The 24,128-nt window shown below is 64.2% G+C and carries 27 protein-coding genes; 19 read left to right on the top strand and 8 right to left on the bottom strand.

All coding sequences use genetic code 11. The features are described from left to right. Positions 1 to 6 precede the first annotated feature (6 nt). Positions 7 to 1,302, bottom strand: a complete 1,296-nt coding sequence (locus B0G75_RS06715) for a DUF3108 domain-containing protein (protein WP_106302316.1) — start codon at positions 1,300 to 1,302, stop codon at positions 7 to 9. Positions 1,303 to 1,582: 280 nt separating this feature from the next. Then, positions 1,583 to 2,476 carry an IclR family transcriptional regulator gene (locus B0G75_RS06710; protein ID WP_106303628.1) on the bottom strand — a complete coding sequence of 298 codons (894 nt, stop codon included), beginning with the start codon at positions 2,474 to 2,476 and terminating at the stop codon, positions 1,583 to 1,585. 128 nt (positions 2,477 to 2,604) lie between these two features. Between B0G75_RS06710 and B0G75_RS06705 the strand changes: the two genes are divergently transcribed. The 6 genes from B0G75_RS06705 to rfaE2 all read left to right on the top strand — a co-directional run bounded on the left by B0G75_RS06705 (position 2,605) and on the right by rfaE2 (position 9,007). Beyond that, positions 2,605 to 3,588 carry a fumarylacetoacetate hydrolase family protein gene (locus B0G75_RS06705; RefSeq protein WP_106302313.1) on the top strand — a complete coding sequence of 328 codons (984 nt, stop codon included), beginning with the start codon at positions 2,605 to 2,607 and terminating at the stop codon, positions 3,586 to 3,588. Positions 3,589 to 3,842: 254 nt separating this feature from the next. After that, positions 3,843 to 5,078, top strand: coding sequence for an ABC transporter substrate-binding protein (locus tag B0G75_RS06700; protein ID WP_106302309.1), 1,236 nt, complete (start codon positions 3,843 to 3,845; stop codon positions 5,076 to 5,078). 49 nt (positions 5,079 to 5,127) lie between these two features. Next, entirely contained in the window at positions 5,128 to 6,015 is an 888-nt protein-coding gene (locus tag B0G75_RS06695; RefSeq protein WP_106302306.1) for an enoyl-CoA hydratase/isomerase family protein, read from the top strand. Positions 6,016 to 6,112: 97 nt separating this feature from the next. Continuing rightward, the gene (locus B0G75_RS06690) at positions 6,113 to 6,934 is read left to right on the top strand and encodes a PhaM family polyhydroxyalkanoate granule multifunctional regulatory protein (RefSeq protein ID WP_106302303.1); all 822 of its coding nucleotides are present in this window, start codon (positions 6,113 to 6,115) and stop codon (positions 6,932 to 6,934) included. 563 nt (positions 6,935 to 7,497) lie between these two features. Continuing rightward, positions 7,498 to 8,370: a ferritin gene (locus B0G75_RS06685; protein ID WP_012431553.1), complete on the top strand. Its 873-nt coding sequence runs from the start codon at positions 7,498 to 7,500 to the stop codon at positions 8,368 to 8,370. Positions 8,371 to 8,524: 154 nt separating this feature from the next. Beyond that, positions 8,525 to 9,007 carry a D-glycero-beta-D-manno-heptose 1-phosphate adenylyltransferase gene (gene rfaE2 / locus B0G75_RS06680; RefSeq protein WP_106302300.1) on the top strand — a complete coding sequence of 161 codons (483 nt, stop codon included), beginning with the start codon at positions 8,525 to 8,527 and terminating at the stop codon, positions 9,005 to 9,007. Positions 9,008 to 9,079: 72 nt separating this feature from the next. On the opposite strand, the gene B0G75_RS06675 is transcribed toward rfaE2, so the two are convergent. Genes B0G75_RS06675 through B0G75_RS06665 form a run of 3 tightly spaced genes read right to left on the bottom strand, consistent with a single transcriptional unit; the run spans position 9,080 to position 11,074 of the window. Next, positions 9,080 to 9,319, bottom strand: coding sequence for a hypothetical protein (locus tag B0G75_RS06675; RefSeq protein ID WP_106282276.1), 240 nt, complete (start codon positions 9,317 to 9,319; stop codon positions 9,080 to 9,082). A gap of 52 nt (positions 9,320 to 9,371) precedes the next feature. After that, complete coding sequence (locus B0G75_RS06670) at positions 9,372 to 10,184, bottom strand: type III pantothenate kinase (protein WP_106302297.1); 813 nt, start codon at positions 10,182 to 10,184, stop codon at positions 9,372 to 9,374. Then, positions 10,181 to 11,074 carry a biotin--[acetyl-CoA-carboxylase] ligase gene (locus tag B0G75_RS06665; protein ID WP_106302294.1) on the bottom strand — a complete coding sequence of 298 codons (894 nt, stop codon included), beginning with the start codon at positions 11,072 to 11,074 and terminating at the stop codon, positions 10,181 to 10,183. The genes B0G75_RS06670 and B0G75_RS06665 overlap by 4 nt, the downstream gene beginning before the upstream one ends. A gap of 105 nt (positions 11,075 to 11,179) precedes the next feature. On the opposite strand from B0G75_RS06665, the gene B0G75_RS06660 reads away from it, so the two are divergent. The 10 genes from B0G75_RS06660 (at position 11,180) to B0G75_RS06615 (ending at position 19,909) form a co-directional block, all read left to right on the top strand. Then, entirely contained in the window at positions 11,180 to 12,313 is a 1,134-nt protein-coding gene (locus B0G75_RS06660; protein ID WP_012431558.1) for an ABC transporter permease, read from the top strand. Further along, positions 12,310 to 13,188: an ABC transporter ATP-binding protein gene (locus B0G75_RS06655; RefSeq protein ID WP_106302291.1), complete on the top strand. Its 879-nt coding sequence runs from the start codon at positions 12,310 to 12,312 to the stop codon at positions 13,186 to 13,188. Before B0G75_RS06660 ends, B0G75_RS06655 begins: the two co-directional genes overlap by 4 nt. A 16-nt stretch (positions 13,189 to 13,204) precedes the next feature. Further along, positions 13,205 to 14,167: an MlaD family protein gene (locus B0G75_RS06650; RefSeq protein WP_106302288.1), complete on the top strand. Its 963-nt coding sequence runs from the start codon at positions 13,205 to 13,207 to the stop codon at positions 14,165 to 14,167. 44 nt (positions 14,168 to 14,211) lie between these two features. Next, positions 14,212 to 14,838 carry an ABC-type transport auxiliary lipoprotein family protein gene (locus tag B0G75_RS06645; protein WP_106302284.1) on the top strand — a complete coding sequence of 209 codons (627 nt, stop codon included), beginning with the start codon at positions 14,212 to 14,214 and terminating at the stop codon, positions 14,836 to 14,838. Between the two features lie 31 nt (positions 14,839 to 14,869). After that, a complete protein-coding gene (locus tag B0G75_RS06640; protein WP_106302281.1) occupies positions 14,870 to 16,027 on the top strand; it encodes a VanZ family protein in 1,158 nt (385 codons plus the stop codon). 136 nt (positions 16,028 to 16,163) lie between these two features. Beyond that, on the top strand, positions 16,164 to 16,487 hold the full coding sequence (locus B0G75_RS06635; protein ID WP_012431563.1) for a ferredoxin: 324 nt from the start codon (positions 16,164 to 16,166) through the stop codon (positions 16,485 to 16,487). A gap of 8 nt (positions 16,488 to 16,495) precedes the next feature. Next, entirely contained in the window at positions 16,496 to 17,140 is a 645-nt protein-coding gene (locus tag B0G75_RS06630) for an alpha/beta hydrolase (protein ID WP_106302278.1), read from the top strand. Positions 17,141 to 17,459: 319 nt separating this feature from the next. Further along, positions 17,460 to 18,689, top strand: coding sequence for a D-alanyl-D-alanine carboxypeptidase family protein (locus B0G75_RS06625; RefSeq protein WP_106302275.1), 1,230 nt, complete (start codon positions 17,460 to 17,462; stop codon positions 18,687 to 18,689). A 13-nt stretch (positions 18,690 to 18,702) separates the two neighbouring features. After that, positions 18,703 to 19,668, top strand: a complete 966-nt coding sequence (locus B0G75_RS06620; RefSeq protein ID WP_106302272.1) for a D-amino acid aminotransferase — start codon at positions 18,703 to 18,705, stop codon at positions 19,666 to 19,668. Further along, positions 19,640 to 19,909: a DUF493 family protein gene (locus B0G75_RS06615; protein ID WP_106302269.1), complete on the top strand. Its 270-nt coding sequence runs from the start codon at positions 19,640 to 19,642 to the stop codon at positions 19,907 to 19,909. Before B0G75_RS06620 ends, B0G75_RS06615 begins: the two co-directional genes overlap by 29 nt. A 16-nt stretch (positions 19,910 to 19,925) precedes the next feature. Here the strand turns inward: B0G75_RS06615 and B0G75_RS06610 are convergent, their stop codons facing one another. Next, complete coding sequence (locus B0G75_RS06610; RefSeq protein WP_106302266.1) at positions 19,926 to 20,894, bottom strand: transcriptional regulator GcvA; 969 nt, start codon at positions 20,892 to 20,894, stop codon at positions 19,926 to 19,928. A 98-nt stretch (positions 20,895 to 20,992) separates the two neighbouring features. On the opposite strand from B0G75_RS06610, the gene B0G75_RS06605 reads away from it, so the two are divergent. The 3 genes from B0G75_RS06605 (at position 20,993) to lipA (ending at position 23,274) form a co-directional block, all read left to right on the top strand. Then, positions 20,993 to 21,319 carry a DUF2917 domain-containing protein gene (locus B0G75_RS06605; protein ID WP_106302264.1) on the top strand — a complete coding sequence of 109 codons (327 nt, stop codon included), beginning with the start codon at positions 20,993 to 20,995 and terminating at the stop codon, positions 21,317 to 21,319. Positions 21,320 to 21,527: 208 nt separating this feature from the next. Beyond that, on the top strand, positions 21,528 to 22,253 hold the full coding sequence (gene lipB / locus B0G75_RS06600) for a lipoyl(octanoyl) transferase LipB (protein WP_106302261.1): 726 nt from the start codon (positions 21,528 to 21,530) through the stop codon (positions 22,251 to 22,253). Between the two features lie 13 nt (positions 22,254 to 22,266). Beyond that, a complete protein-coding gene (gene lipA / locus B0G75_RS06595; RefSeq protein ID WP_106302258.1) occupies positions 22,267 to 23,274 on the top strand; it encodes a lipoyl synthase in 1,008 nt (335 codons plus the stop codon). Between the two features lie 120 nt (positions 23,275 to 23,394). Here the strand turns inward: lipA and B0G75_RS41190 are convergent, their stop codons facing one another. Then, positions 23,395 to 23,529: a hypothetical protein gene (locus B0G75_RS41190; protein WP_012431572.1), complete on the bottom strand. Its 135-nt coding sequence runs from the start codon at positions 23,527 to 23,529 to the stop codon at positions 23,395 to 23,397. A 56-nt stretch (positions 23,530 to 23,585) separates the two neighbouring features. Then, positions 23,586 to 24,032 (bottom strand): hypothetical protein, encoded by a 447-nt coding sequence (locus B0G75_RS06590; RefSeq protein WP_106302255.1) that lies wholly within the window; start codon positions 24,030 to 24,032, stop codon positions 23,586 to 23,588. Positions 24,033 to 24,128: the final 96 nt, after the last annotated feature.

The raw sequence follows: 24,128 nt of genomic DNA, 5'->3' as shown, positions 1-24,128 counted from the left end.
GCCGATTCAGGGTTTGATGATGCCGGGCGTGTTGCCGGAGTCGGTCGGATCGACCGGCGCGGAGGGCGTGGCCTCGGGCATAGCTGCCGATGCGGCCGGAGCCGAAGGACTGGTCGAATCGTCAGGAGAAGCCGCGGCCGCGTCGCTATTGCTGTTGGGAGCGCTGCCACCCGTGTCCGCATTGAGCTTGCCGCGCCACACCAGTTCGAATTGCGTGCCGTTCGGCTCCGTCTGCACGATGCGCGCAGGCAGCCAGCCAAGCGACGGCGCGAGCCACACGTCGATGCGGCGCAAATCGCCGTCATGCCGGGGCAGGCGTTTGAAATGGCGCGTGTCGAGGAAACCTTGGGCCGTGCGGATGGTTTCATCGCCGATCGTTTCGACCGGCCAGTTTTCGCCGCTATCGTTATCGACCACGAAGAACTCGCGTGTCACGCCGGGCTTGTAGGCGCCCGGATCGCCACGCACGAGGCTCGCAAGCTGCATCACCATGCTGAAACGGTCCTGCGCGCCGTCGGGCAACGGTAAGGTGGACGGGGTGCGTGTAAAAGCGATCTTCTTGTCGGGGCGGTTGAAGATTGCGATGTCTTCCGCCCGGCGGCCGCGTTTTTCGATGTACTGGTCCGGCGCGAGACCGAAGGCGTCGATACGGCCATGGCTCGAATACACAAAGGTGCCGACAAAAGGCAGCGGCACGGAGACGACCATTTCGTAGCTTTGCGCGTTGCTGGTCCAGTGGATCGTGCCCGGCTGGTTGCGCACGCCGTTGTAAAACGTGTCGTACTGCAGTTCGCCCGATGGCGGGACGGAGAACTTCACGCCCGGCGACGCTTGCGGCGCGCTTGCGGCAGCGGGCGCGCTGGCCGTGCCGGTGGCGCTGGCGGCGGCGTTAGTTGCTGTGTCGGCGCTCGACGCCGCGCCGGGAGCGCTCGCGACGGCGTCCGATGCCGTAACAGGTACCGCCGGCGTGGCTTGCTTTGCCGGCTGCAGGGCAGTCAGCACGTGTTCGCGCGGCTTGCTCGCCGCAGCGTGGCGAGCGGGCGCAGGCTCAGGCGCGGGCGACGCGGCGGCGGCCGGTTTGCGTTCGATACGTTCGGGCGTCAGCAATGCGACTTGCACCGGCACATGCTCATTGTCGGAGGGATTGAGGTTCGCGCGATTGCGCTCGACCCATTGCGCGGCGATCCAGTGCAAAACGGCCACGATGAACAGCACCACGATCCAGCGCCACACGCGCAAACCGGTGCGCGGCCCGCTGGGTGGCGTGTGATCGGAACGGCGGGTGGCGGGGGCTGAGGACATCGGTCAGTGATTGTGCGCGGGCGCGAGGCTTTGGGATTGACGAGCGGAGCGTGCGAGCTGCGGTGAATGCGACAAAGGCGCAAGGCTTTGTCGCCTGATGCGGTTAGGGACGGCAGCGAACCGATTCGACCGCGCCGCCGCGAGCGATGTTCCGCGCGGTTGAAAACACGCGCACGTTCAAGACCCGGAACAGTACACACAGCGCGGTGCCGCCATGCTTGCCGACTGAGTTCCTGTGAAACCCAGCAACGCGTCACGCACCGACCGCGCCGCCTCACACCTATTCGTCGCGTGGCGACGCACTATACCCCAGCTCATACGACAGTTTTTCTGCGCATTCGCGCAATGCCGTATCGATCTCACCACCCCAGCGAATATCGAACGCGCCCTCATGACCCAGCGCGACGAGGCCGAGCGCGAGTTCACCGGTCGAGTCGAACACCGGCATGCAAAACGCGTGAATGGTCGGCAGCAACATGCCTTCGACGCGCGCCGCCTGATGCTCTCGCACCTGCGCGAGGACCTGTTCGACTTCATCACGCGTACGGGGCGCCCCGATATGCGACGAACGGCGCGAATCGGCCAGTTCACGTTCGAGCATCGCGGCGGTCTTGCTCGCCGGCAGATACGCGGCGAACAACAGGCCGGTGGCGGAACTGAGCAGCGGCATCACGTCGCCGAGTTTGAGCGATGCTTTTGCCGGATAGCTCGATTCCATCCAATGCACCATGGTCGGCCCCCGATTGCCCCATACCGCGATGCCGACCGTGAGATCGAGCCGGTCGCGCAATTCGGAGAGCGCGATGCGCGCGAGCTTGACGCCGTCGACCCGAGCAAGCCGCGCGAGTCCCAGTTGCAGCGCGAATCCGCCAAGCTCGTAACGGCCCGACAGCGGGTCTTGCGACACCACACCGAGGCGCAGAAAGCTCACCAGATAGCGATGCGCTTTCGCCGGGCTCATGCCGGCACGCTGCGCGAGATCGCGCAGCATCATGGCGCGCGGTTCGTGGGTCAGCACATCGAGCAACCTGAAGCCGACTTCGATCGACTGGATGCCCGAGCGCAGCTTTTCCTCGCCGCTCTCGCCGCCTTCTTCGTCGGGTTCGATCGGGTCGAGCGGTTCAGCGGAGTCGACGTCGGTGCGGATGGCGCCGGAGCGGGCAGTTGGAGGCATGAGCGAGGCGCACGCGGCGCATTCAAAAAGTGACACACGGATGAGGCGGATCGCCGGCACTTGGGCCGGGCCGATTCACCATCGTAGAATAGATTCCTTCTATCGTCACTAACACGGTTCATTCCTCTATGAAACTTGCCACGCTGAAGGACGGCACGCGCGACGGCCAGCTGATCGTCGTGTCCCGCGACCTGCACACCGCAGCTGTCGCCGACGCGATCGCGCCCACGTTGCAGCGCGTGCTCGACGATTGGGCCTTCTACGCGCCGCAATTGCACGATCTCTACGACGCGCTCAATCAGGGCCGCGCGCGCAACACTTTCGCGTTCGACGCCAAGGAATGCATGGCGCCGCTGCCGCGCGCGTTTCAATGGGCCGACGGCTCGTCGTATGTGAACCATGTCGAACTGGTGCGGCGCGCGCGTGGCGCGGAAATGCCGCCGGAATTCTGGACCGATCCGCTGATGTACCAAGGCGGCAGCGACGACTTCATCGGCCCGAAAGACGACGTACTGTGCGCGTCCGAAGCATTCGGCATCGACTTCGAGGCTGAGGTCGCCGTGATCACCAGCGATGTGCCGATGGGCGCCACGCCCGACCAGGCGCTCAGAAGCGTGCGTCTGATCACGCTCGTCAACGACGTGTCACTGCGCAATCTGATTCCCGCCGAACTCGCGAAGGGCTTCGGGTTTTTCCAGAGCAAGCCGGCCACGTCGTTTGCGCCGGTTGCTGTGACGCCCGACGAACTCGGCGAACACTGGCGCGAAGGCCGCGTGCATCGGCCGATGATCGTCCACTGGAACAACAAGAAGGTCGGCCAGCCGGATGCCGGCACGGACATGGTGTTTCACTTCGGCCAGTTGATCGCGCACGCCGCGAAGACACGCAATCTGCGCGCGGGCGCGATCGTCGGCTCGGGCACGGTGTCGAACAAGGATGCCAAGCGTGGCTATTGCTGTATCGCCGAGAAGCGCTGCCTCGAAACCATCGAGCACGGCGCGCCGCAGACCGAGTTCATGAAGTACGGCGATACGGTGAAGATCGAAATGTTCGACGAAGCGGGCAAGTCGATTTTCGGTTCGATCGATCAGGGCATCGCGCCGCTGGATTGACGCACCGCTGTTGTGCGGAACGCGGCATATCGGCCACGCGCCAGTCCGCGCGCTTCATTCCGATTCGAAAGGGTTTCGCCCGATGCCGCGGCGAGTGTGCACCGCTACACTGACTGGCGCGACGGCATGGCCGGGGTGGCTGACTGCGGATTCATCGCAGGACTGTCGCGAAGCCGCGTGTGACGGCAGGCGAGCAGGGCATGAGCCGGACATCGGCAGTACATCAAAACGAAAAACCGACGTGAGGAGACAGCATGCCGCGAATCGAATTCCTTGAACCCGAAACACGGCGCGCTCGCGCGTCCAACCACTCGCGCCTGACGCCCTCGCGCAATCGCCTCGCGCGCCGTGCCGTTGCGTTATGCGCGGCGTTGGCAGGTGTATTGCCCGGTATCGCGTTGGCGCAGGTGAAGATCGGACTGGTGCTGTCGCTCACCGGACCGGCCGCGTCGCTCGGCATTCCCGCGCGCGATACGGTCGCGCTGCTGCCCAAACAGATCGGCGGTCAGAGTGTCGAATACATCGTGCTCGACGATGCATCCGATACCACGCAGGCCGTGCAGGACACCAAGAAACTGATCTCCGAGAATCACGTCGACGCGATCATCGGGTCGTCGATCACGCCGAATTCGCTGGCGATGATCGACGTGGTCGCTGAAGGTCAGACACCGATGATCTCGCTGGCCTCGTCGGCGAAAATCATCGAGCCCGTGGATGCGAAACGCCACTGGGTCTTCAAGACGCCACAAACCGACGCGATGATGGCGTCGGCGATTGCCGAACACGCCAGTCTGCACGGCGTCAAAACCATTGCATTTATCGGCCAGGCCGACGCGCTCGGCGAGACTTTCTATACCGAGGTCGCGAAGTTCGCGCAATTGCATCACATCGAGATGGTGGCCAGCGAGCGCTTTAATCGCACCGATCCGAGCGTGACCGGCCAGGTCCTCAAGATTCTCGCGACGCATCCCGACGCGGTGGTGGTCGGCGCGGCCGGCACGCCCGCCGCCTTGCCGCCGAAGACGCTCAGGGAGCGTGGTTACAAAGGCGTGATTTATCACAATCACGGCGTCGGGAATAACGACTTTTTGCGCGTCTGCGGCGCCGATTGCAATGGCACCTTCCTGCCCGCGAGTCCGGTGCTGGTCGCCGCGCAATTGCCGGCGGATCATCCGGCCAAGCGGCTCGCGCTCGATTACATTGCGCGCTTCGAAGCGGTGCGCGGCGCGGGCAGCGTCTCGGCATTCGGCTCGTACACGTGGGACGCGGGCATGCTGCTCGGCAATGCCGTACCGATCGCGCTCAAAAGCGGCGCGCCGGGCACGCCGGAATTTCGCCGCGCGCTGCGCGATGCGCTCGAAGCGACGCACGGGCTCGCGGACACCAACGGCGTCGTCAACATGAGCGCCACGGATCACCTCGGGCTCGATCAGCGGGCGCGGGTGATGGTCGAAATCAAGAATGCGAAGTGGGTTTATCAGCCGCGTTGAACGAACGCGGCACGGTTCAAACGAAACACCGATATACGGATTGCTCATCATGTCTCAGGCACCACACCGTAACGACGCGTTTTACGCGCACTACCAGTCGCTCCAGTTGCATCGCCATCCGCACGGCGTGCTCGAAGTCGTGATGAGCGGCGAGGGCGCGAACAAGAGCGCGCTCGCCACCGCCAACGCGCGCATGCACTTCGAACTCGCGGAGATCTGGCGTGACATCGACCGCGATCCCGACACGCGCGTGGCGATCATTCGCGGCGAAGGCAAGGGCTTTTCGGCCGGCGGCGACCTGCAACTCGTCGAAGACATGGCCACTGATTTCGACGTGCGCGCGCGAGTGTGGCGCGAGGCGCGCGATCTGGTCTACAACGTGATCAATTGCAGCAAGCCGGTTGTGTCGGCCATGCACGGGCCGGCAGTCGGCGCGGGGCTCGTGGCGGGGCTGCTCGCCGACATTTCGATCGCGACGAAGACGGCGCGGATCATCGACGGCCATACGCGTCTGGGCGTGGCCGCGGGCGACCACGCGGCGATCGTCTGGCCGCTGCTGTGCGGGATGGCGAAGGCCAAGTATTACCTGATGCTGTGCGAGCCGGTGAGCGGCGAGGAGGCTGAGCGCATCGGCCTCGTCTCGCTCGCCGTCGACGAAAACGATCTGCTCCCCAAAGCATTCGAAGTCGCGCGGAAGTTGGCCAACGGCTCGCAAACGGCGATTCGCTGGACCAAGTACGCGTTGAACAACTGGCTGCGCTCGGCGGGACCGGCGTTCGATACGTCGCTCGCGCTGGAATTCATGGGCTTTGCCGGCCCGGATGTGCGCGAAGGCGTGAACTCGCTGCGCGAGCGGCGCGCGCCGGATTTCGGTGGCGCCGACCCGTGGGGCGGTCAGCCGTCGAACGGCGGCGCGACAGGCGGCGAGCGCTCCTGAGGCCGCCTTCCGCACGGTATGATCGAAACAAGACGCGCGCGGGACGGCGCCCCTTCCTTAACGCTTCTTCTTCAATTTACGCAGCGAGTCGACAACCATGACCGATTCTTCTAACTCCACGCCGCCCTTTCCCGGCTTTCCCGGTTTCCCGCCCGCTGAAATGCTCGAACGCATGTGGGGCATGATGCGGCTGTCGCCGTTCGGCTCGGCTTTTTCGGGCGCGCAGCCAGCCGGTGGCGGCGGCCTCGGACCTTCGCTGTCGATGATGTCCGACATGATGGCGCCGCTCACCAATGTCGAGGAACTCGACAAGCGCATCACCGACATGCGGGCGGTCGAGCAATGGCTCAAGCTGAATCTGAGCATGCTGCAATCCGCGATTCAGGCGCTCGAAGTGCAGCGCGCGACGCTCGCGACATTGCGCGCGTTCGGCGCGTTCGCGCAGTCGTCGATGTCGCAGCCTGCGGCGGAGTCGGCAGCGCCGAGTCCCGCGCCTGCGAGAGGCTGGCCGCATCCGGCGGCGCCTGCCCCGGCGCCGGCTGCTGAGGCGAGCGCCGCTTCGTCGGCTGAGGAGCCGGCGGGTGGGGAAGAGGAGGCGCCGGCCACGCCGCCATTCGACGCGTCCGCGTGGTGGAATCTGCTGCAATCGCAGTTCAACCAGATCGCCCAGTTCGCGATGACGCAACCGCCGGCCGCCGGTGCGGGCGCCGAGCCGTCTGATTTTGTCCCGGACAATGCGGCCGCTTCGGCTGCCGGCGGCGAGCCAGCGGGCGGCGAACCGCAGACGTCGGCACGAGACGCGGACGCCGCGGAGTCAGAGGCCAAGCGGCCAGCGGCGAAGCGGGCTCCAGCGGCCACGAAGCGCACGAGCGGCGCCAGCGCAAGCACCAGCCCGAAAGCCACGAAAAAGTCCGTTTAAAGGCGGAAATGAAACACGCGGGGTGGCGCGGTTTTGAAGCGACACAGAAAGGCGAGTTGGCCGTCTGTCATGCTTTTGACCCCGATCGTCCGCCACACTGCGCAAATCGCACGATTTCTTGCGCACGGTCAGCCAGGCACCGGAATTGCTCCTGTCACAGCGCGGGTTTGGCCAAGTCAGCGTGCTATCATTGTGTAAGCTTTATTTTGGCTTTTGGGCGCGCGCTGAAAACTACCAATCCAGCCGCCCTTGCTCCATTCGCCGCCGGCAACACCGGCGCAGGGCTGGACGGTGCGGTTTTCATCGCAAACTGGCTCGACCTCAGGCACAGGGTATCCCTCACCCACGGTTGGCCGCGCAGCGCGTAACGTAGGGTGACGCGCGGGCGCAAACGCCTGGACTTCTTTGCCGTCAGGTGCATCTGGGCGGCCGATTACCGCGTAAAATTGAATGCTTGGCCGGCAAACGGTGCACATTTAGGTGCGATCCGTTCGTCGTGGGCAAAAGTACTACACCGTAGTAGTGACAGACACACACAGTATGCGCAGAACAGGGGTGGGACTATGAACACCATGCTTTATCCGGAACTTTATAAATCGCTCGAATCCGTTCGATGGGACATGGAGAAAGACATTCCCTGGGACAAGTTCGATGCATCGCTATTGACCGACGAGCAGGCAGCGACGATCAAGATGAACGCGATCACCGAATGGTCGGCGTTGCCCGCCACGGAAATGTTTCTGCGTGACAACCATCACGACAGCGATTTCTCCGCGTTCATGAGCGTGTGGTTCTTCGAGGAACAGAAGCATTCGCTGGTGCTGATGGAATATCTGCGCCGCTTCAAACCGGAAATGTGCCCGACCGAAGAGGAACTGCACGCCGTGCGCTTCGAATTCGATCCAGCGCCGCCGCTCGAAACGCTGATGCTCCACTTCTGCGGGGAAATCCGCCTGAATCACTGGTATCGCCGTGCAGCCGAATGGCACACCGAACCGGTCATCAAGCACATCTACGAAACCATCTCGCGCGACGAAGCGCGGCATGGCGGCGCGTATCTGCGCTACATGAAGAAGGCAATGGCGCAAACCGGCGACATCGCGCGGGCCGCGTTTGCGAAGATCGGTGTCCTGATGGCATCGGCTCGCCGCACGGAAAAACCGCTGCACCCCACGAACCTGCACGTGAACCAGGCGCTGTTCCCGCGCGACACGATTCAGTCACGTCTGCCGGATCCGGAATGGCTCGAACGCTGGCTCGACGAACAGATCCGCTTCGACGACGGCTGGGAAAAGAAGGTGGTCGAACGCATTCTGCACAACCTGTCCATTCTGTTCGAGCGCACGTTCAATACGGCGCAGGAACTGAACCGCTACCGCAAGGAAGTGGTTCTACGTTTGCAGGCCGATCAGAAGTCGGCTGAACAACCGGCCTGAGGGTCGCGAGCATGTGACTCGGTTTGCGCCGCCACGCGCTGCGAAACGGTTTGAAAAAGGAACGGCCTGACGCCCTTATGTGCGCCAGGCCGTTTTGTTTCATGCGACCCATCGTGTATGGTGACGACACCTTCCTGTCCTTTCCGATTTCTCCATGGCTGCCATTTTTGAACGCAAGATTCTCACGCGCGATGCACTGGTGACGCTGCGTCCCTCGCTGAACGCGCCGGTTGTGTTTACCAACGGCGTGTTCGATATCCTGCATCGCGGGCACGTGACTTATCTTGCCGATGCCAAGGCTTTGGGCGCTTGCCTGATCGTCGGCGTGAATAGCGATGCGTCGGTGCGCATGCTTGGCAAAGGCGACGACCGGCCCATCAACAACGAGGCCGATCGCATGGCCTTGCTGGCAGCGCTGGAGAGCGTCGACTACGTGGTGTGCTTCGGCGAGAAGACGCCAGTCGAGTTGATTTCGGCGGTGCGGCCGGACGTGCTCGTAAAAGGCGGCGACTACGACATGGACGTGTTGCCCGAGTCGGCCATCGTACGAAGTTGGGGCGGTAAAGCTTTGGCAATTCCCTTCGAGCACGACCGCTCGACTACCGCGCTACTGAAAAAGGTTCGTACGCAAAGCTAGTGGTCGGCTGCGACGTGAGTCTCTCACCGGCTTCGCGACTTGCATCGCATACGCCGCAAGATTGCGAGCGACTTACTGCGAAAGCGCGGATGCCGCGATCGGCGCCACCGGCGCCGGACCGCCCACAACGGCCTGATCGGCGGCTTCGGCGGCAGTGACCGGCTGCACCTTCAACCATTCCTGATGAACCTGGCGATTCAGATGATTGGGCTCGCGTCCGCCGGCTGTGGGCGTCGGGCCGAACACGCCGCGGACCGCGACGAATGCCAGCATATTGGCAAGAAACAATATGGCGATCAGCCAGCGCAGCATTGTTGGTTTTCCCCGTCCAGAAGTTGGCCGCCGTTATGCCGTTGGTCGCGATTCACTTGCCGCGTTCCAAGGCGCGCTCGGCAGCAATTAGCGCAAGACCGGACAGCACGAGCGAATCGTGGCGAGTATGCGGCACTTTCAGTGCGCTCGCCACTTCGTCCACGGCGCCGCCGCTGACCACGAGCCGCACCGGCACCCGCCATTCATCCTGCAGATCGCGCCACATCCGCTCGATCAAGCCCGCTTGCGCCAACGTGCAACCGGCGGACAACGAACGCGGCGTATCTGTTGCGAAGAACGGGCCGCTGCGCGCCGCATCGGGCGTGCTGCCGTCGAGCAGACCGCGAGCCGCGTGGGCGTCGAGCGTCGGCAATTGCGCCGTGTGCTCGCCTAGCGAGCGCATCATCAAGCTCCAGCCCGGCGCGATCAGACCGCCGACAAAGCAGCCGTCCGCGCGCAATGCTTCGAGCGTGGTCGCCGTGCCGAACGTCGCAATCAGCAGATGTTCGCCGGGGAACGCCGCGTGCGCGCCGATCATGCCGGCCCAGCGGTCGCTGCCGAGCGCATGCGGCGTGGTGTAGCTGTTGGTCACACCGCATTGCTGCGTGCAGGCGCGGATCGTGGTGAGCGGCAACTGCGGCCAGCGCGCGTCGAGCAAAGCGGCAATCCGCGCCGCGACATTTTCGCCCGCGACATTGGACAACCATGCGCGGCCGGGCGTCGGCAAGTCCGACCAGTCCGGTTGATCCGCGCCGCCGTGGGGCAGGGCGCCGGCCGCGATCTGCGACCCGTCCGCCGTTACCAGCGCCCACTTGATACGGCTATTGCCCGCGTCGATCAGCAAATCAGGCGCGCCGCTCGTCATGCGACACCGTCGGCCAGACGCAGCGAGACGTCGCCGGTCGCGACGGTCTCGCGGCCGGTGGCGGTGTCGAGCAGCAACTGGCCGCGCTCGTCCACGCCCGCCGCCACGCCGCGCATCTGTTCCTGGCCTTGTTCCAGCAACACCACTTCGCGGCCAGCATAGGCGTGCACCGCGTTCCAGCGCGCCTGGAACGGCGCGAAACCTTCAGCGCCGAAGCGCTGCAAGGCCGGTTCGAGCGCGTTCAGCTCGGCGGCGAGCGTGTCGGTAAGGTTGGCGTTGGGCAGCGCGCGCTGCAAGGCGGTCGGCGCGGTGCCGCGCGCCTGCGGCGGCACGCCGGCGTTCAGCGCGCCGACTTTGGCCGCGAGTTCGTCCGCGCCCTTCACGTTGGTGCCGATGCCGATCACCACCGCGCTGGCGTCGTCGGTGCTCCACGCGGTTTCGATCAGGATGCCGGCCAGCTTGTCGCCTTCGAGCAGGACGTCGTTCGGCCACTTCAGCGCGATCTGGCCGGGACCGGCGACCGGCAGCGCGCGTAGCCCGTCGACCAATGCGACGCCCACCGCGAGACTCAGGCCCGCAAGCCCTTCGAGCGGACGCGGCAGCACGCACGCCACCGAAAACAGCAGCGCATTGCCCGGCTCCGCATACCACGGACGGCCACGGCGGCCACGCCCGGCGGTTTGCAGATACGCGACCCGCACGATCGGCCGCGGCAGCGCGCCGGCCTTGCGCGGCAGCGCTTTGACGCGCGTCATCAGGTCGGCGTTGGTCGAGCCGGTTTCCTCGACGATTTCGATCGGCCAGTCGTGCGCGTGCGGGCCGAAGAGCGCGACGGCGCGCTCGCGGTCGATGCGCCAGTCGCCTTGAGGGGGAGTCTTGGACGTGTTCATGATTCATATTGTAGCGACAGCGAACCCGTTGAGCCCGCGCGCACGGTTCCCGCGCCGTGCCTTCGTTACAATGGCCGCTAATCCGATAACCAGATTCAACGATCCTTGAACTACGACACTCCGCCCGGCCTCGAAGTCGCGGCAGGCAGCCAAGGCAAGATCGTCCGGCTCTCGGGCCAGTGGACGGCGCTCGCGCTCGCGCGCGACAGGGCCACTGGGCACGTGATCCCTCTGTTGCGGTCGCTGGTCGGCGCCGAAGGCATCGGTCAATGGGATCTGTCGCGTATCGACCGGATGGACCACGTCGGCGGCCAGGCGCTGTGGCGCGTATGGGGCCACAAGATGCCCCCGGACACCACGCTGACCGACACGCAACGCGACATTTTCGAGCGCATCGCCTTGCTCGACACCGTGCGCGAAAAGGCCGAGCCGGTGATCAGGTTCGATCCGCTCACGCGGCTCGGGCTCGCGATTTTCTCGTTCTTCGAGCATCTGTACGGCGGCGTGGCGATGCTCGGGCGCGTCGTCCTCGACCTGCTGGCGATCGCGCGCAAACCGAAAATCACGCCGTGGACCGAGATCTCCGCGAACATCTATAACGCCGGCACCAAAGCCCTGCCGATTACCGCGCTGGTCGCGTTCCTGATCGGCATCGTGCTCAGTTATCTGTCCGCGCAGCAACTGCGGCTTTTTGGCGCAAACCAGTACATCGTCAATATCCTGGGGCTTTCAGTAATTCGCGAGCTCGGGCCGGTGCTCGCCGCGATTCTGGTGGCAGGCCGCTCGGGTTCGGCGATCACCGCGCAGATCGGCGTGATGCGCGTGACCGAGGAACTGGACGCCATGCGCGTGATGGGCATCCCGCACGGCCTGCGGCTGATCTTGCCGCGCGTGGTGGCGCTCGGCGTGGCGATGCCGCTGCTCGTCATGTGGACCAACATCATCGCGCTGACGGGCGGCGCGCTCGCCGCGAAGATCGCGCTCGGCATCGACATGAGCTACTTCGCGCGGGCTTTGCCGGGCGTGGTGCCGGTCGCGAATCTGTGGATCGGCCTGGGCAAGGGCGTCGCGTTCGGCATGCTGATCGCGATCGTCGGCTGTCATTTCGGTTTCCGTATCAAGGCCAATTCGCAGAGTCTCGGCGAAGGCACGACGACCTCGGTGGTGACCTCGATTACCATCGTGATTCTCGCGGACGCCGTGTTCGCGATCCTCTTCCAGAACGTGGGGCTCGGATGATCGCGCCACTCACTCAGGCCGTGCGCGGCCAACCCGTGCCTTCGATCGCCGAGCCGGTGATCGAAGTGATCGACGTGACCAAGCGCTACGGCCGCAACATCGTGCACCAGCATCTGAATCTGGACGTGCGGCGCGGCGAGATCGTGTCGATCGTCGGCGGCTCGGGTTCCGGCAAGACCACGCTGGTGCGGCAGATTCTCGGGCTGGAGCGCCCCTCGTCGGGCACCATCAAGCTGTTCGGCGAGAATCTCGCGACCATTTCGCCGGAAACCGCGCTGCTGATGCGCAGCCGCTCCGGCATGCTGTTTCAGCGCGGCGCGCTGTTCTCGTCGCTGTCGGTGTTCGACAACATCGCGCAGCCAGTGCGCGAACTCGGCAAGGTGCCCGAAGATCTGTTGCGCGACATCGTCATGCTCAAGCTGGAGATGGTCGGCCTGCCGTGCAAGCACGCATCGAAAATGCCGTCGGCGCTGTCGGGCGGCATGATCAAGCGCGTGGGCATTGCGCGCGCGATCGCGCTCGAACCCGAACTGCTGTTTCTCGACGAACCGACCGCCGGGCTCGATCCGCAGGCGTCGGATGAATTCGTCGAGCTGATCTCGGCGCTGCATCGCGCGCTCGGCCTGACGGTGGTGATGGTCACGCACGATCTCGACACGATGATCGCGCTGTCCACCCGCGTCGCCGTGCTGGCGGATCGCAAGGTGCTGGTCGCGGCGCCGGTCGAGGAGGCCGCGGGGGTCGATCATCCTTTCATCCGCGAATATTTCCTCGGCCTGCGCGGGCGCCGCGCGTTGCAGGCGCTGCCGCCGGAGCGCCGCGCGAAGCTGCCGCGGGCGGCGCTCGAGCCGGCATCGTCCGAATTGCCGCTGTGAACCAGGGAACCTGACAATGGAAAACAAATCACATGCCTTCTGGGCCGGGCTCTTCACGATCGTTTTGCTGGTGGCTATCGCGCTGGCGGGTTTTTTGTTCAATGTCGACCGTTCCGTGCGGGTGCCGTACGATCTGATCGCACGCACCAACGTGACGGGCCTGTTCACCGACGCCGCGGTGCGTTATCGCGGGCTCGACGTCGGCAAGGTGCAGTCCATCAAGTTCGATCCGGCTCATCCGGGGCAAATTCTGATTCGCATCCTCGTCGATACGCACGCGCCGATTACCCATTCGACGTTCGGCAGCCTGGGTTTCCAGGGCGTCACGGGTATCGCCTTCATCCAGCTGGATGACAGTGGGCGCGATCCGACGCCGCTGGCGTCGTCGGCCAAACAGGTGGCGCAGTTGCCCATGCGCCCCGGCTTGCTCGATCAACTGCAGCAACGCGGCGACGTGCTGCTGCGCAAACTCGAAAAAGTCGCGGACGACGTCGACCGTTTGCTGTCGCCGGAAATGGCTGCGCAGTTGCAAGGAACGGCCGCAAGCCTGCAGCAAGCCGCCGACGGCGTGGCCACGCTGACGCAGAAAATAACGCCGGCCGCCGGGATGCTGCCCGGCACGATCAACCAGCTGGATCGCACGCTGGCGTCGACCAATCAGTTGATCACCAGCCTGAACCGGCCGAACGGCCCGTTCGAGACCAACCTGAACAAGGTCGGCACGGCCGCGCAGCAGGCCGGCGACGCGCTGGTGTCGATCAACGGCGCGGTGCAGGACCTGTCGTCGCGGGTCGGCTACGACACCTTGCCGCGCGTCAATTCGCTCGCTGAAGACGTGCGCTCCGCGGCCCGCTCGGTGGACCGCGCCGCCGATACGTTCAGCAGCAGCCCGCGCAGCGTGCTGTTCGGCGCGCCGGGTGCGGCGCCCGGTCCCGGCGAAGCGGGCTTCAAATGGCCCGCCGCGCGCGCTGCCCAATGAAGTTGAAGCAATGATTTTGAAGGTTTGAAGAAAGGAAGATTGTCATGTCACGCTCGATTCACCGATTTTTGCCCATGAGCGCCGCGCTGGCGGTGCTGCTCGCATTCGGCGTGCTCGCCGCGGGCTGCGCCGGCACGCCGGCCGCTCTCTCGGACATCCGCTATGACTTCGGCCCGCCGAGTCCGGCAGCGTCCGCAGGCACGTCGCCGGCCGTGAAGGTGCTCGATGTGAGCGCGCCCGACGTGCTCGAGTCGGACAAGCTGATGTACCGCCTGAGTTACGCCGACGCGCAGCAGACCGCTGCGTACGCGAACAGCCACTGGACCATGACGCCTTCGCAATTGCTGACCCAGCGTCTGCGTGGCGCGCTGAGTTCGCGCGGCACGGTGCTGACGGGCGCCGACGGCGTCGCCGCGCCGGTGCTGAAGGTCGATCTGAGCGAGTTCGAACAGGTCTTCGACAGCCAGTCCGAAAGTCACGCCGCGGTCACCGCGCGCGCCACGCTCACGCAAAGCGGCAAGGTGCTCAGCCAGCGCACGTTCATTGCCCGGGCGCCGTCCAGGTCGGCGGACGCCGCCGGAGGCGCGCAGGCGCTCGCCACCGCCAGCGACGATCTCGTCTCGCAGATCGGCGCATGGCTCGGCGTGCAGGCGCTGGTCGCTGCGCAATGACGGGCTTGCAGCGCACATCGCGGAGCGCTGCATGAGCGTGAAACCCTGGGCGCGCCGCCCGTCGGTGCTCGCCCGCCAGGCGCTGGTGCTATATACCGCGTTGATCGTCTACGGTTCGTGGTATCCGTTTTCGGGCTGGCGTTCGCTCGGCCTCGCTCCATTTGCCTATCTGTCCGATCCCATGCCGCAGTACCTGACGGCGTTCGACGTCGTCACCAACGTGCTCGGCTATATGCCGTTCGGCGCGCTGGTGGTGCTCGCGGCTTATCCGCGCTGGCGCGGCACGCTCGCCGTTGCCTTCGCCTTCGTGCTGGGCGGGCTGCTGTCCGGCGTGATGGAAGCCGTGCAAACCTATCTGCCGACGCGCGTCGCCTCCAACCTCGATCTCGCCGCCAACGCGCTCGGTGCACTGCTCGGCGCGGCGATCATGTCGCCGGCGACGGGCGCGCTGCTCGATCGCGGCTTGCTGCGGCGCGTGCGGCTTCTGTGGTTCGAGCGCGATCGAGCCGCGCTCGCGTGCCTGGTCGTGGCGTGGCCGTTCGCGACGATGTACCCGGCGCCCCGCCTGTTCGGTCTCGGCAACTGGCCGCGCGCGCTCTGGCTGCGTTTCGATTCGACCACGCAAGATGCCTTGCTCGCGTGGACGCCACCGGGCTGGCACGTCGGCGCCTGGCCGGCGCTCGTCGCCGCCTGGATGCCCGACGACGTGTGGGAAGCCGTGATCACCACACTCAACCTGTTCGCCGCGCTCGCGCTGGCGTCGTTGCCGGTGCGCCGACATGCGCCGCGCGTGCGCCTGCTGCTCCTGTTTATCGTGATGACTTTGTGCGTGAAAGCGGGCGCGACGTTTTTGCAGTCGCAGTCCGGCCTCGCGTTCGACTGGGCGACGCCCGGCGCGTTGGCGGGTCTTGTGTGCGGGACCGCGGCCGCACTTCTGACGTTGCGTCTGCAGCGCCGATCGCGCGCGGCGCTGGCGGGTGTCGCGCTGACGATCGCGCTGGTGTTCGTCAACCTGCTGCCGGTCAATCCGTATTTCGATGCCGTGCTCGCCGACTGGCGGCAAGGGCGTTATCTGCACTTCAACGGACTGGCGCACTGGCTCGCGTGGATCTGGCCGTATGCGGCGCTCGTGTGGCTGGCGTATGTGGTCGAACAGGCGTGGCTCAAGCGGCGCATGAAGCACACATGAAGCCTATGCGGCGCGCGGGCAGGCGTGGACAGCATCAGCGACCGCTAGCCTCGCTCGTTATAATCGTTCGCACAACAGGCGCGCCGCCGTGCATCCTGCGCCATTCCCCACACCGACAGTCTCGCCCCCGGACATCATGGACTCCTTCTACAAGTACCACGTCTTCTTCTGTCTCAATCAGCGCGACCCCGGCGCCGAGCGCCCAAGCTGCGCGAACTGCAATGCGCAGGAGATGCAGGAGTACGCGAAAAAACGCGTAAAGAAGCTCGGACTCGCAGGCCCGGGCCAGGTGCGCATCAACAAGGCCGGGTGCCTCGACCGCTGCGAACTCGGCCCGACGCTCGTCGTGTATCCGGAAGGCATCTGGTACACGTACGTCGACGAGAGCGACATCGACGAAATCGTCGACTCGCACCTCGCGAACGGCAAGATCGTCGAGCGTCTGAAAATCGATCAATAAGTCCCGCCATGAACGTACACACCAAAAAATATCTGATCGACGGCCCGGTCGGCAAGATCGAGGTCGCGCTGGATCTGCCCGACGAAACGCGCGAAAACGGCGCCGCGCCGCGCGGCATCGCGCTGGTCGCGCATCCGCATCCGCTGTTCGGCGGCACGATGGACAACAAGGTCGCGCAGACGCTCGCGCGCACGCTGGTGCAGTTGAACTACGTAACGTATCGCTCGAATTTTCGCGGCGTCGGCGAAACGCAAGGCGAGCATGACGCAGGCATCGGCGAGCGCGACGACTTGCGCGCCGTGCTCGATCACATGCGCGCCGAACCGGGTCAAAGCGATCTGCCCCTCGTGCTGGCGGGTTTTTCGTTCGGCACCTTCGTGTTGTCGCACGTGGCCGCGCAGCTGCGCGAAGAAGGTCAGGAGATCGAGCGAATGGTGCTGGTCGGCACGGCGGCGAGCCGCTGGGAAGTCGCCCCCGTGCCGGAAAACACACTCGTGATTCACGGCGAAACCGATGAGACGGTTCCCATTCAATCCGTTTACGACTGGGCGCGGCCGCAGGAATTGCCGGTTGTCGTGATTCCGGGCGCGGAGCATTTTCTGCATCGCAAGCTGCACGTTCTGAAGCGGATCATCGTCGACGCCTGGCGGTAAGCGGCGCGCGATGTGTGTTTTCCGGGGTACAGGTACGCACAAACGCAAATTAATCGCCGGCCTTTGCGCAAAGTAACGGGGAGAGCGCGCGTATAATGGCGACTCTTTTTTGGGCGCAGCGCCGCCCATCCGGCAGTTCGCGCGACGCGTAGCGTCTTTTCGCGCGCAGCGGTGCCGGATGCGGGCGTGCTGCGCGAACCGATCGCGTGGCCGGAAGTCCAATGGGCGCCGCGCCGTTTTTACGGCCAGACGCTCGCCGACCGGCTCTTCCAAACTCTGCGCCCTGCGCGCGATGTATTTTTCTGCACGAATCGACCCTATGCGTTTTTCCACCTCCGGCCGCACGTCATTCCCTTCCCTTGCTTCCTTCGTTCCTTCTACGCTTAGCCGTGCCGTGACCCTCGGCGTGGTGCTGCCGGCCACGCTCGTCGCCAGCACCGCGTTCGCGCAAGTGCCGCCGCCGGCCGTGAATGCGCGCTCGTGGGTGCTCGTCGACGCGACCAGCAACCAGGTGCTCGCCTCGGGCAATCCGGACGAGCGCGTTGAACCGGCGTCACTGACCAAGCTGATGACGGCGTACCTCGTCTTCGAAGCACTGCAGACGAAGAAGATCAACATGGACCAGACGGTCATGCCGAGCGAAGCGGTGCGCCGCGTGCGCACGGACGAATCGCGCATGTTCATCGAAGCCAACAAGCCGGTGACCGTGCACGATCTGGTGTACGGCATGATCATCCAGTCGGGTAACGACGCGGCGATCGCGCTGGCCGAACTGGTCGGCGGCAGCGAGTCGCAGTTCGTCAATATGATGAACACGGAAGCGCAGCGCCTCGGCATGAAGAACACGCATTTCGCCGATGTGAACGGCATGCCAGATCCGCAGCACTACACCACGGCGGGCGACCTCGCGGTCCTGTCGGCGCGTCTGATTCGCGACTTCCCTGACTACTACAACATCTTCTCGGTCAAGGATTTCACGTACAACAAGATCAAGCAGCCGAACCGCAACCGTCTGCTGTGGATCGACCCGACCGTCGACGGTCTGAAGACCGGTCACACGCAAGGCGCCGGTTACTGCCTGATCGCGAGCGCGAAGCGTTCGCTGCCGGGCGCGACCGACGCGTCGCGCCGTCTTGTCTCGGTCATGATGGGCGAGACCAAGGAACACGACCGCGTGCAGGATAGCCTGAAGATGCTGAACTACGGCTACAGCGCCTACGACACGGTGCGTCTGTACAAGGCGAATCAGGTGGTGAGCACGCCGCGCGTCTACAAGGGTGCGCAGGACACCGTGCAGATCGGCGTGAAGAGCGACCAGTACATCACCGTGCCGAAGGGCATGGGCGACAAGGTGAAGCCGCAGATCGAGCAGATCGATCCGCTGATCGCACCGATCGCGAATGGTCAGCAGGTCGGTACCGCAAAGCTGGTGGCCGACGGCAAGGTGCTCGCACAGTTCCCGATCGTGGCCTTGCAGGCTGTGCCGCAAGCGGGCGTGGTCGGCCGCGTGTGGGATTCGCTGATGCTCATGTTCAACAAGAAGAAGTAAGAGCCTGATTGCAATGAGCGCTGTTTCCGATGTTTCGCCCGATCCGATTGTCTATCTGAACGGCGAGTTGGTGCCGTTGTCCAAAGCGCGCGTGCCGGTTCTCGACCGCGGCTTTATTTTCGGCGACGGCATTTACGAAGTTGCGCCGCTCTACGCGCACCCCGCGCATGCGGGCGGCCGCACACCGTTCCGTTTCCAGCAGCACCTGGCGCGCCTCGCGCGCTCGGTCGACAAGATCGGCATCGTCAATCCTTTCGACGACGCCGGCTGGCGCGCGCTGATCGAGCGCGTGGTCGCGGCGAATGAGGCGGACGGCGGTTTGCGTGCGGACCAGGACGCGATTGCCTATATTCAGGTCACGCGCGGTGTCGCCAAACGCGGTCATGCGTTTCCGGCCGGCATCCAGCCGACCGTGTTCGTGATGGTCACGCCGCTGAACCTGCCAGACGCAACGCAGCGCGCGCAAGGCGTGCGTTGCGTGACCGCGGAAGATCGCCGCTGGCTCAATTGCGACATCAAGTCCGTGTCGCTGCTCGGCAACGTGCTGATGGCGCAATATGCCGCGGAGAACGATGCGTTCGAGACGATCCAGTTTCGCGACGGCATGCTGACCGAAGGATCGTCGTCGAATGTATGGATGGTGAAGGACGGCGTGTTGGCCGCGCCGCCGCGCAGCCACAAGATTCTCGAAGGGATTCGCTACGGCCTGATCGAGGAGCTGACGGGCGAATGCGGCATCCGTTTCGAAGCGCGCGAGATCAGTGAAGCCGAACTGCGCGCGGCTGACGAGATCATCGTCAGTTCGGCAACCAAAGAAGTGCTGCCGGTCACGCAACTCGATGGCCGGCCGGTCGGCGAGGGCAAGCCGGGCGCCGTCTTTGCGGCGCTGTACGCGGCGTATCAACGAGCCAAGGCCCAGCAAGCGCGCGAGGCGCAGCAAGGAGTAGAGAATGAGTTCCGTGAACGAGTCACTGTTTGAGTTTCCTTGCGATTTCCCGATCAAGATCATGGGTAAATCGCACCCTGAGTTCGCCGAGACGATTGTCACGGTGGTGCGGGAGTTCGACAACGAAGTCGACGCCTCACGCATTGAAACGCGTCCGTCCAGCGGTGGCAATTACACGGGCCTGACGGTCACGGTGCGCGCCACGAGCCGTGAGCAGCTCGACGATATCTATCGCGCGCTCACCGGCCATCCGATGGTCAAAGTGGTGCTTTAAGCCCTTCGTTTACGTGTTACGGCGTGACGCGCAATGCGTTCGCCGACAGATCGGCGCTTGCGGCAGGTCGTAGCTCGCAAGCCCGGTCGAAAAGCTGCTTGAAGCGTCCCACCTCCTCGAATACCCAGTCGCGAAACGCTTTCACACGGGCGGTTTCGAGCATCTGCGGCGTGCAGATGAAGTAGTACTGCCATGGGCTCGGCCCATCCACATCGAAAAGCCGCACGAGGCGGCCCGCCGCGATTTCGGGCATGGCCAGCGAGCGGCGCGTGAGCGCGACACCCTGGCCGTCGATGGCGGCCTGCAGCAGATTCGACGAATCCTGGTACAGCACGCCGCGCTTCGGCTCCGGCCAGTCGGTGAGGCCGGCGGCGTCGAACCAGGGGCGCCAGAGTTCATCGTCGGAACGCAGCAAGGTGACTTTGGCCAGATCGGCCGGTGTTTGCGGCAGCTTGCCGCCGTTGAAATTCGGCGCGCAGGCGGGAAAGAAAATCTCCTCCAGCAACAACTCCGAATGCAGACCCGGATACCTGCCGAAGCCGAAACGGATCGCCACGTCGACGTCGTCGCGCGCGAAGTCCGTGAGCGCGTTGGTGGACAGCAGTTCGAGGTCCCACTGCGGATGCGCCTCGATAAAGCTGCCGACGCGCGGCGTAACCCAGCGCGCCGCAAATGACGACAGCATGGACACCACGAGGCGCCGCTCGCGGTCGCCGGCGCGAATTTCGCGGGTGGCATCGGCGAGCGCCATGAGGGCGGAGCGCACGTGCGTGGCGTAGCGTCGGCCGGTCTCGGTGAGCCGCACGCGCTTGCCGTCGCGCGCGAACAGCGAGACACCGAGTTCGGCTTCGAGCGCGCGGATCTGGTGGCTGACGGCGCCGTGGGTGACGAAGAGTTCGTCGGCGGCGCGCGAGAAGCTTTCGTGGCGGGCGGCGGCCTCGAATGCCTTGATTGCGTTCAGGGCGGGTAATTGCCGAAGGTCCATGGCAATATTTCTCACATAGAGGTGAAAATAGATCGTTTTGCTTAAACCCTTGCTGCGTCTAGGATTGTAGTCATGAAACGACTTTTGGCGAGGGCATCATGCGAGAAATTTCCTCTAGCATCGCGTTTGAAATCCGCAGTGGCGAAACAGTTCCCCTGAAGGTGGCGCGCAGCACCAAGCTGGTCGTTCGTCGCGGTGCGGTGTGGGTCACGCGCAGCGACGATACGGAAGATTACTGGCTGCAACCTGGTCATACGCTGCGGTTGCGGCGCGGTGAGCGGCTGTGGCTGAGCGCTGAGGGCAGCAGCCAGGCGAGAGTGGCGTTTTCAGTGCCCACACGCTGCGATGAGCGCGCGCTGAACTGGTTTGCGCGCATCGGCGAACGGTTGACGGCGCGTATGCGAGGCGGCTGGCGCACGGTTTGATGGTGCTGCCGCGGGCGCGCTGGTTTAGCCGGATGGCGCGCCGCGGCGGAACTCGGCGGCGCAGCCGAGCGACTGCATCTGGCACTGCCGGCGTGGCCGCGCGACGGTGGAACGGTACTTTGAGGCTCGGCCACGCCACAACGACTCGACGCGTCCAACCCCGCCACCTTCGGCGGGGATTCCCAGATTTCGGTAAACTGCGGGGATCATGTGCGCCGCCCCGGTTTCCCCGACACCCTTGCCCTCCACGACGCCGCTCACGCTGCGTTGGCGTGGCAGCGAACCGTACGAAGCCAGTTTCGAAGCCATGCGCACGTTCACCGACGAACGCACGGCCGACACCCCCGACGAAATCTGGCTAGTCGAACACCCACCCGTCTTCACGCTAGGCCAGGCGGGCGATCCCGCCCATCTGCTGGCCGCCGACAGCGGTATTCCTCTGGTCAAAGTCGACCGGGGCGGGCAGATCACGTATCACGGGCCCGGCCAGGTGGTGGCCTACCTGCTGCTCGATTTGCGCCGCCGCAAGTTGATGGTGCGCGAGTTGGTCACGCGGATCGAGCAAGCCGTGATCGACACCCTTGCGGCGTATAATCTCGCCGGAGAACGAAAGGCGGGCGCCCCCGGTATCTACGTGGCGCCGGGGCTGGACGTCGGACCGCACGCCGGCGCCAAGATTGCGGCGCTGGGTCTGAAGATCCGCAACGGCTGCAGTTATCACGGCGTGAGCCTGAACGTGAACATGGATTTGCGGCCGTTTCTGGCCATCAATCCATGTGGCTACGCGGGGCTCGAAACAGTCGATATGGCAACGCTCGGCGTGGCCGCCGGCTGGGACGACGTGGCCCGTACCTTTGCAGAACGCCTCACCGCAAACCTCGACGGCAGTCCCGCGGCCGTCGCCCAACCACAGGCCGGTGTGCTCACCGCCTGACTGGATCGAACGAATGACTGACGTTACCGCGAACCTCGCAGCTTCCCCCGCTCCTGACGCCGTGCCGGCTTCCGCCGCCGCATATGACGCCACCGCGAAGCAAAAGGCGCAAGCCAAGACCGCCCGTATTCCGATCAAGATCGTCCCGATCGAAAAGCTCAAGAAACCCGACTGGATCCGCGTCAAAGCGGCGACCGGCAATTCGCGTTTCTACGAAATCAAGCAGATTCTGCGCGAGCACAACCTGCATACGGTGTGTGAAGAAGCGAGCTGCCCGAACATCGGCGAATGCTTCGGCAAGGGCACGGCGACCTTCATGATCATGGGCGACAAGTGCACGCGCCGCTGCCCGTTCTGCGACGTCGGCCACGGCCGCCCGGATCCGCTCGATGTGGACGAACCGGGCAACCTCGCGCGCACCATCGCCGCGTTGAAGCTCAAGTACGTGGTGATCACCAGTGTCGATCGTGACGATTTGCGTGACGGCGGCGCGGCTCACTTCGTGGAATGTATCCGTCAGACGCGCGAGCTTTCGCCGGAGACCCGCATCGAAATTCTGACGCCGGACTTCCGTGGCCGTCTGGATCGCGCGATCGGCATTCTGAATGCCGCGCCGCCCGATGTGATGAATCACAACCTCGAAACGGTGCCGCGTCTGTACAAGGAAGCGCGCCCGGGTTCGGACTACGCGCATTCGCTGAAGCTGCTGAAGGACTTCAAGGCGCTGCACCCTGACGTGGCCACCAAGTCCGGTCTGATGGTCGGCCTCGGCGAAACCGAAGAAGAGATTCTGCAGGTGATGCGCGACCTGCGTGAACACGACGTGGACATGCTGACGATCGGTCAATACCTGCAACCGTCGGAACACCATCTGCCGGTGCGTTCTTACGTGCACCCGGACACGTTCAAGATGTACGAGGAAGAAGCGTACAAGATGGGTTTCACGCACGCAGCCGTGGGCGCGATGGTTCGCTCGAGTTACCACGCCGATTTGCAGGCGCATGGAGCTGGCGTGGTCTGAGCGTCTTAGCTGATAGCTGTCAGTTTGAGAAAAAGCCTGCACACGTTGCAGGCTTTTTTCTTTTGGGGCGCCAGATTTTGATTGCCGATGCAGCGCGTTTTCAGGCTTCTCTGCAAAGAATTACCGGTAGTAACGTGCGAGCAGCATGCAGATCGAGGCGATGATGCTACCGATGACTGAAAATGGAGCGGCCAGTTCGATCAGGCGATCACGCACATCGCGATTTTCCATGACGTAGTCGATCAGATTGGGCATTTGAGTTCTCCCTGTTGGACGTGCTTAAAAGTATAGCTCAGAGGGTTGCTAATTAGTTAGTTTAACGAATAATGAGATAGGGCGAATGAGGCGGCCACTGCAGCAGTCATGATCGTGGATGTCCACATCAACTTCCGCTCACGTGCCTCGTCGCCGTGACGATAGTCAGGATGTGGCGTCGAGTCAGCTGCGCCGAACGACACGAGGATGGATGCCACGACGAGAAAGAGAACATGCCAGAGCAACCCTGCCAACATGAAAGCCAGCCTGCTAGTCGTCGATGCATCGCCCAGCGCGCTTCCGATCTCATAACACGCGCTGGCACACATTGAGATGACGACCCAGAGAAGTTGTCCGTTCTGAACAGAACGTATCGCAATACCGTTGGACGACTGCCGATAGAACCGCGAAAAGCTCAACAGAGGCAGCAGCGCGAAGGGCGCACACACCGGCACGCCGACGTTGAAAAGCAACCAGCTAAGGCGGCCAACGAAATCGATCATAGGAATGCGAAGTTCTAGCAACGCATAGATGATCCTGCTGCCGTCGATAAAAGGTCAATCTGCCGAACGGCCAACTTGCGCGCACATGCCACAATC

The organism is Paraburkholderia sp. BL18I3N2, from assembly GCF_003001875.1.
GTDB lineage: Bacteria > Pseudomonadota > Gammaproteobacteria > Burkholderiales > Burkholderiaceae > Paraburkholderia > Paraburkholderia phytofirmans.
The sequence above is the reverse complement of the archived record's forward strand: the minus strand, read 5'-3'. Positions and strand labels throughout refer to the sequence as shown.

What these genes read in the sequence shown, in the direction of transcription:
- B0G75_RS06695 (WP_106302306.1), top strand. Translation starts at nt 5,128, where the DNA reads ATGTCTCAGGCACCACACCGTAACGACGCGTTTTACGCGCACTACCAG.
- rfaE2 (WP_106302300.1), top strand. Translation starts at nt 8,525, where the DNA reads ATGGCTGCCATTTTTGAACGCAAGATTCTCACGCGCGATGCACTGGTG.
- B0G75_RS06625 (WP_106302275.1), top strand. Translation starts at nt 17,460, where the DNA reads ATGCGTTTTTCCACCTCCGGCCGCACGTCATTCCCTTCCCTTGCTTCC.
- B0G75_RS06650 (WP_106302288.1), top strand. Translation starts at nt 13,205, where the DNA reads ATGGAAAACAAATCACATGCCTTCTGGGCCGGGCTCTTCACGATCGTT.
- B0G75_RS06715 (WP_106302316.1), bottom strand. Translation starts at nt 1,302, where the DNA reads ATGTCCTCAGCCCCCGCCACCCGCCGTTCCGATCACACGCCACCCAGC.
- B0G75_RS06645 (WP_106302284.1), top strand. Translation starts at nt 14,212, where the DNA reads ATGTCACGCTCGATTCACCGATTTTTGCCCATGAGCGCCGCGCTGGCG.
- lipA (WP_106302258.1), top strand. Translation starts at nt 22,267, where the DNA reads ATGACTGACGTTACCGCGAACCTCGCAGCTTCCCCCGCTCCTGACGCC.
- lipB (WP_106302261.1), top strand. Translation starts at nt 21,528, where the DNA reads ATGTGCGCCGCCCCGGTTTCCCCGACACCCTTGCCCTCCACGACGCCG.
- B0G75_RS06665 (WP_106302294.1), bottom strand. Translation starts at nt 11,074, where the DNA reads ATGAACACGTCCAAGACTCCCCCTCAAGGCGACTGGCGCATCGACCGC.
- B0G75_RS06605 (WP_106302264.1), top strand. Translation starts at nt 20,993, where the DNA reads ATGCGAGAAATTTCCTCTAGCATCGCGTTTGAAATCCGCAGTGGCGAA.
- B0G75_RS06685 (WP_012431553.1), top strand. Translation starts at nt 7,498, where the DNA reads ATGAACACCATGCTTTATCCGGAACTTTATAAATCGCTCGAATCCGTT.
- B0G75_RS06610 (WP_106302266.1), bottom strand. Translation starts at nt 20,894, where the DNA reads ATGGACCTTCGGCAATTACCCGCCCTGAACGCAATCAAGGCATTCGAG.
- B0G75_RS06615 (WP_106302269.1), top strand. Translation starts at nt 19,640, where the DNA reads ATGAGTTCCGTGAACGAGTCACTGTTTGAGTTTCCTTGCGATTTCCCG.
- B0G75_RS06590 (WP_106302255.1), bottom strand. Translation starts at nt 24,032, where the DNA reads ATGATCGATTTCGTTGGCCGCCTTAGCTGGTTGCTTTTCAACGTCGGC.
- B0G75_RS41190 (WP_012431572.1), bottom strand. Translation starts at nt 23,529, where the DNA reads ATGCCCAATCTGATCGACTACGTCATGGAAAATCGCGATGTGCGTGAT.
- B0G75_RS06620 (WP_106302272.1), top strand. Translation starts at nt 18,703, where the DNA reads ATGAGCGCTGTTTCCGATGTTTCGCCCGATCCGATTGTCTATCTGAAC.
- B0G75_RS06705 (WP_106302313.1), top strand. Translation starts at nt 2,605, where the DNA reads ATGAAACTTGCCACGCTGAAGGACGGCACGCGCGACGGCCAGCTGATC.
- B0G75_RS06710 (WP_106303628.1), bottom strand. Translation starts at nt 2,476, where the DNA reads ATGCCTCCAACTGCCCGCTCCGGCGCCATCCGCACCGACGTCGACTCC.
- B0G75_RS06635 (WP_012431563.1), top strand. Translation starts at nt 16,164, where the DNA reads ATGGACTCCTTCTACAAGTACCACGTCTTCTTCTGTCTCAATCAGCGC.
- B0G75_RS06700 (WP_106302309.1), top strand. Translation starts at nt 3,843, where the DNA reads ATGCCGCGAATCGAATTCCTTGAACCCGAAACACGGCGCGCTCGCGCG.
- B0G75_RS06690 (WP_106302303.1), top strand. Translation starts at nt 6,113, where the DNA reads ATGACCGATTCTTCTAACTCCACGCCGCCCTTTCCCGGCTTTCCCGGT.
- B0G75_RS06640 (WP_106302281.1), top strand. Translation starts at nt 14,870, where the DNA reads ATGAGCGTGAAACCCTGGGCGCGCCGCCCGTCGGTGCTCGCCCGCCAG.
- B0G75_RS06675 (WP_106282276.1), bottom strand. Translation starts at nt 9,319, where the DNA reads ATGCTGCGCTGGCTGATCGCCATATTGTTTCTTGCCAATATGCTGGCA.
- B0G75_RS06655 (WP_106302291.1), top strand. Translation starts at nt 12,310, where the DNA reads ATGATCGCGCCACTCACTCAGGCCGTGCGCGGCCAACCCGTGCCTTCG.
- B0G75_RS06630 (WP_106302278.1), top strand. Translation starts at nt 16,496, where the DNA reads ATGAACGTACACACCAAAAAATATCTGATCGACGGCCCGGTCGGCAAG.
- B0G75_RS06670 (WP_106302297.1), bottom strand. Translation starts at nt 10,184, where the DNA reads ATGACGAGCGGCGCGCCTGATTTGCTGATCGACGCGGGCAATAGCCGT.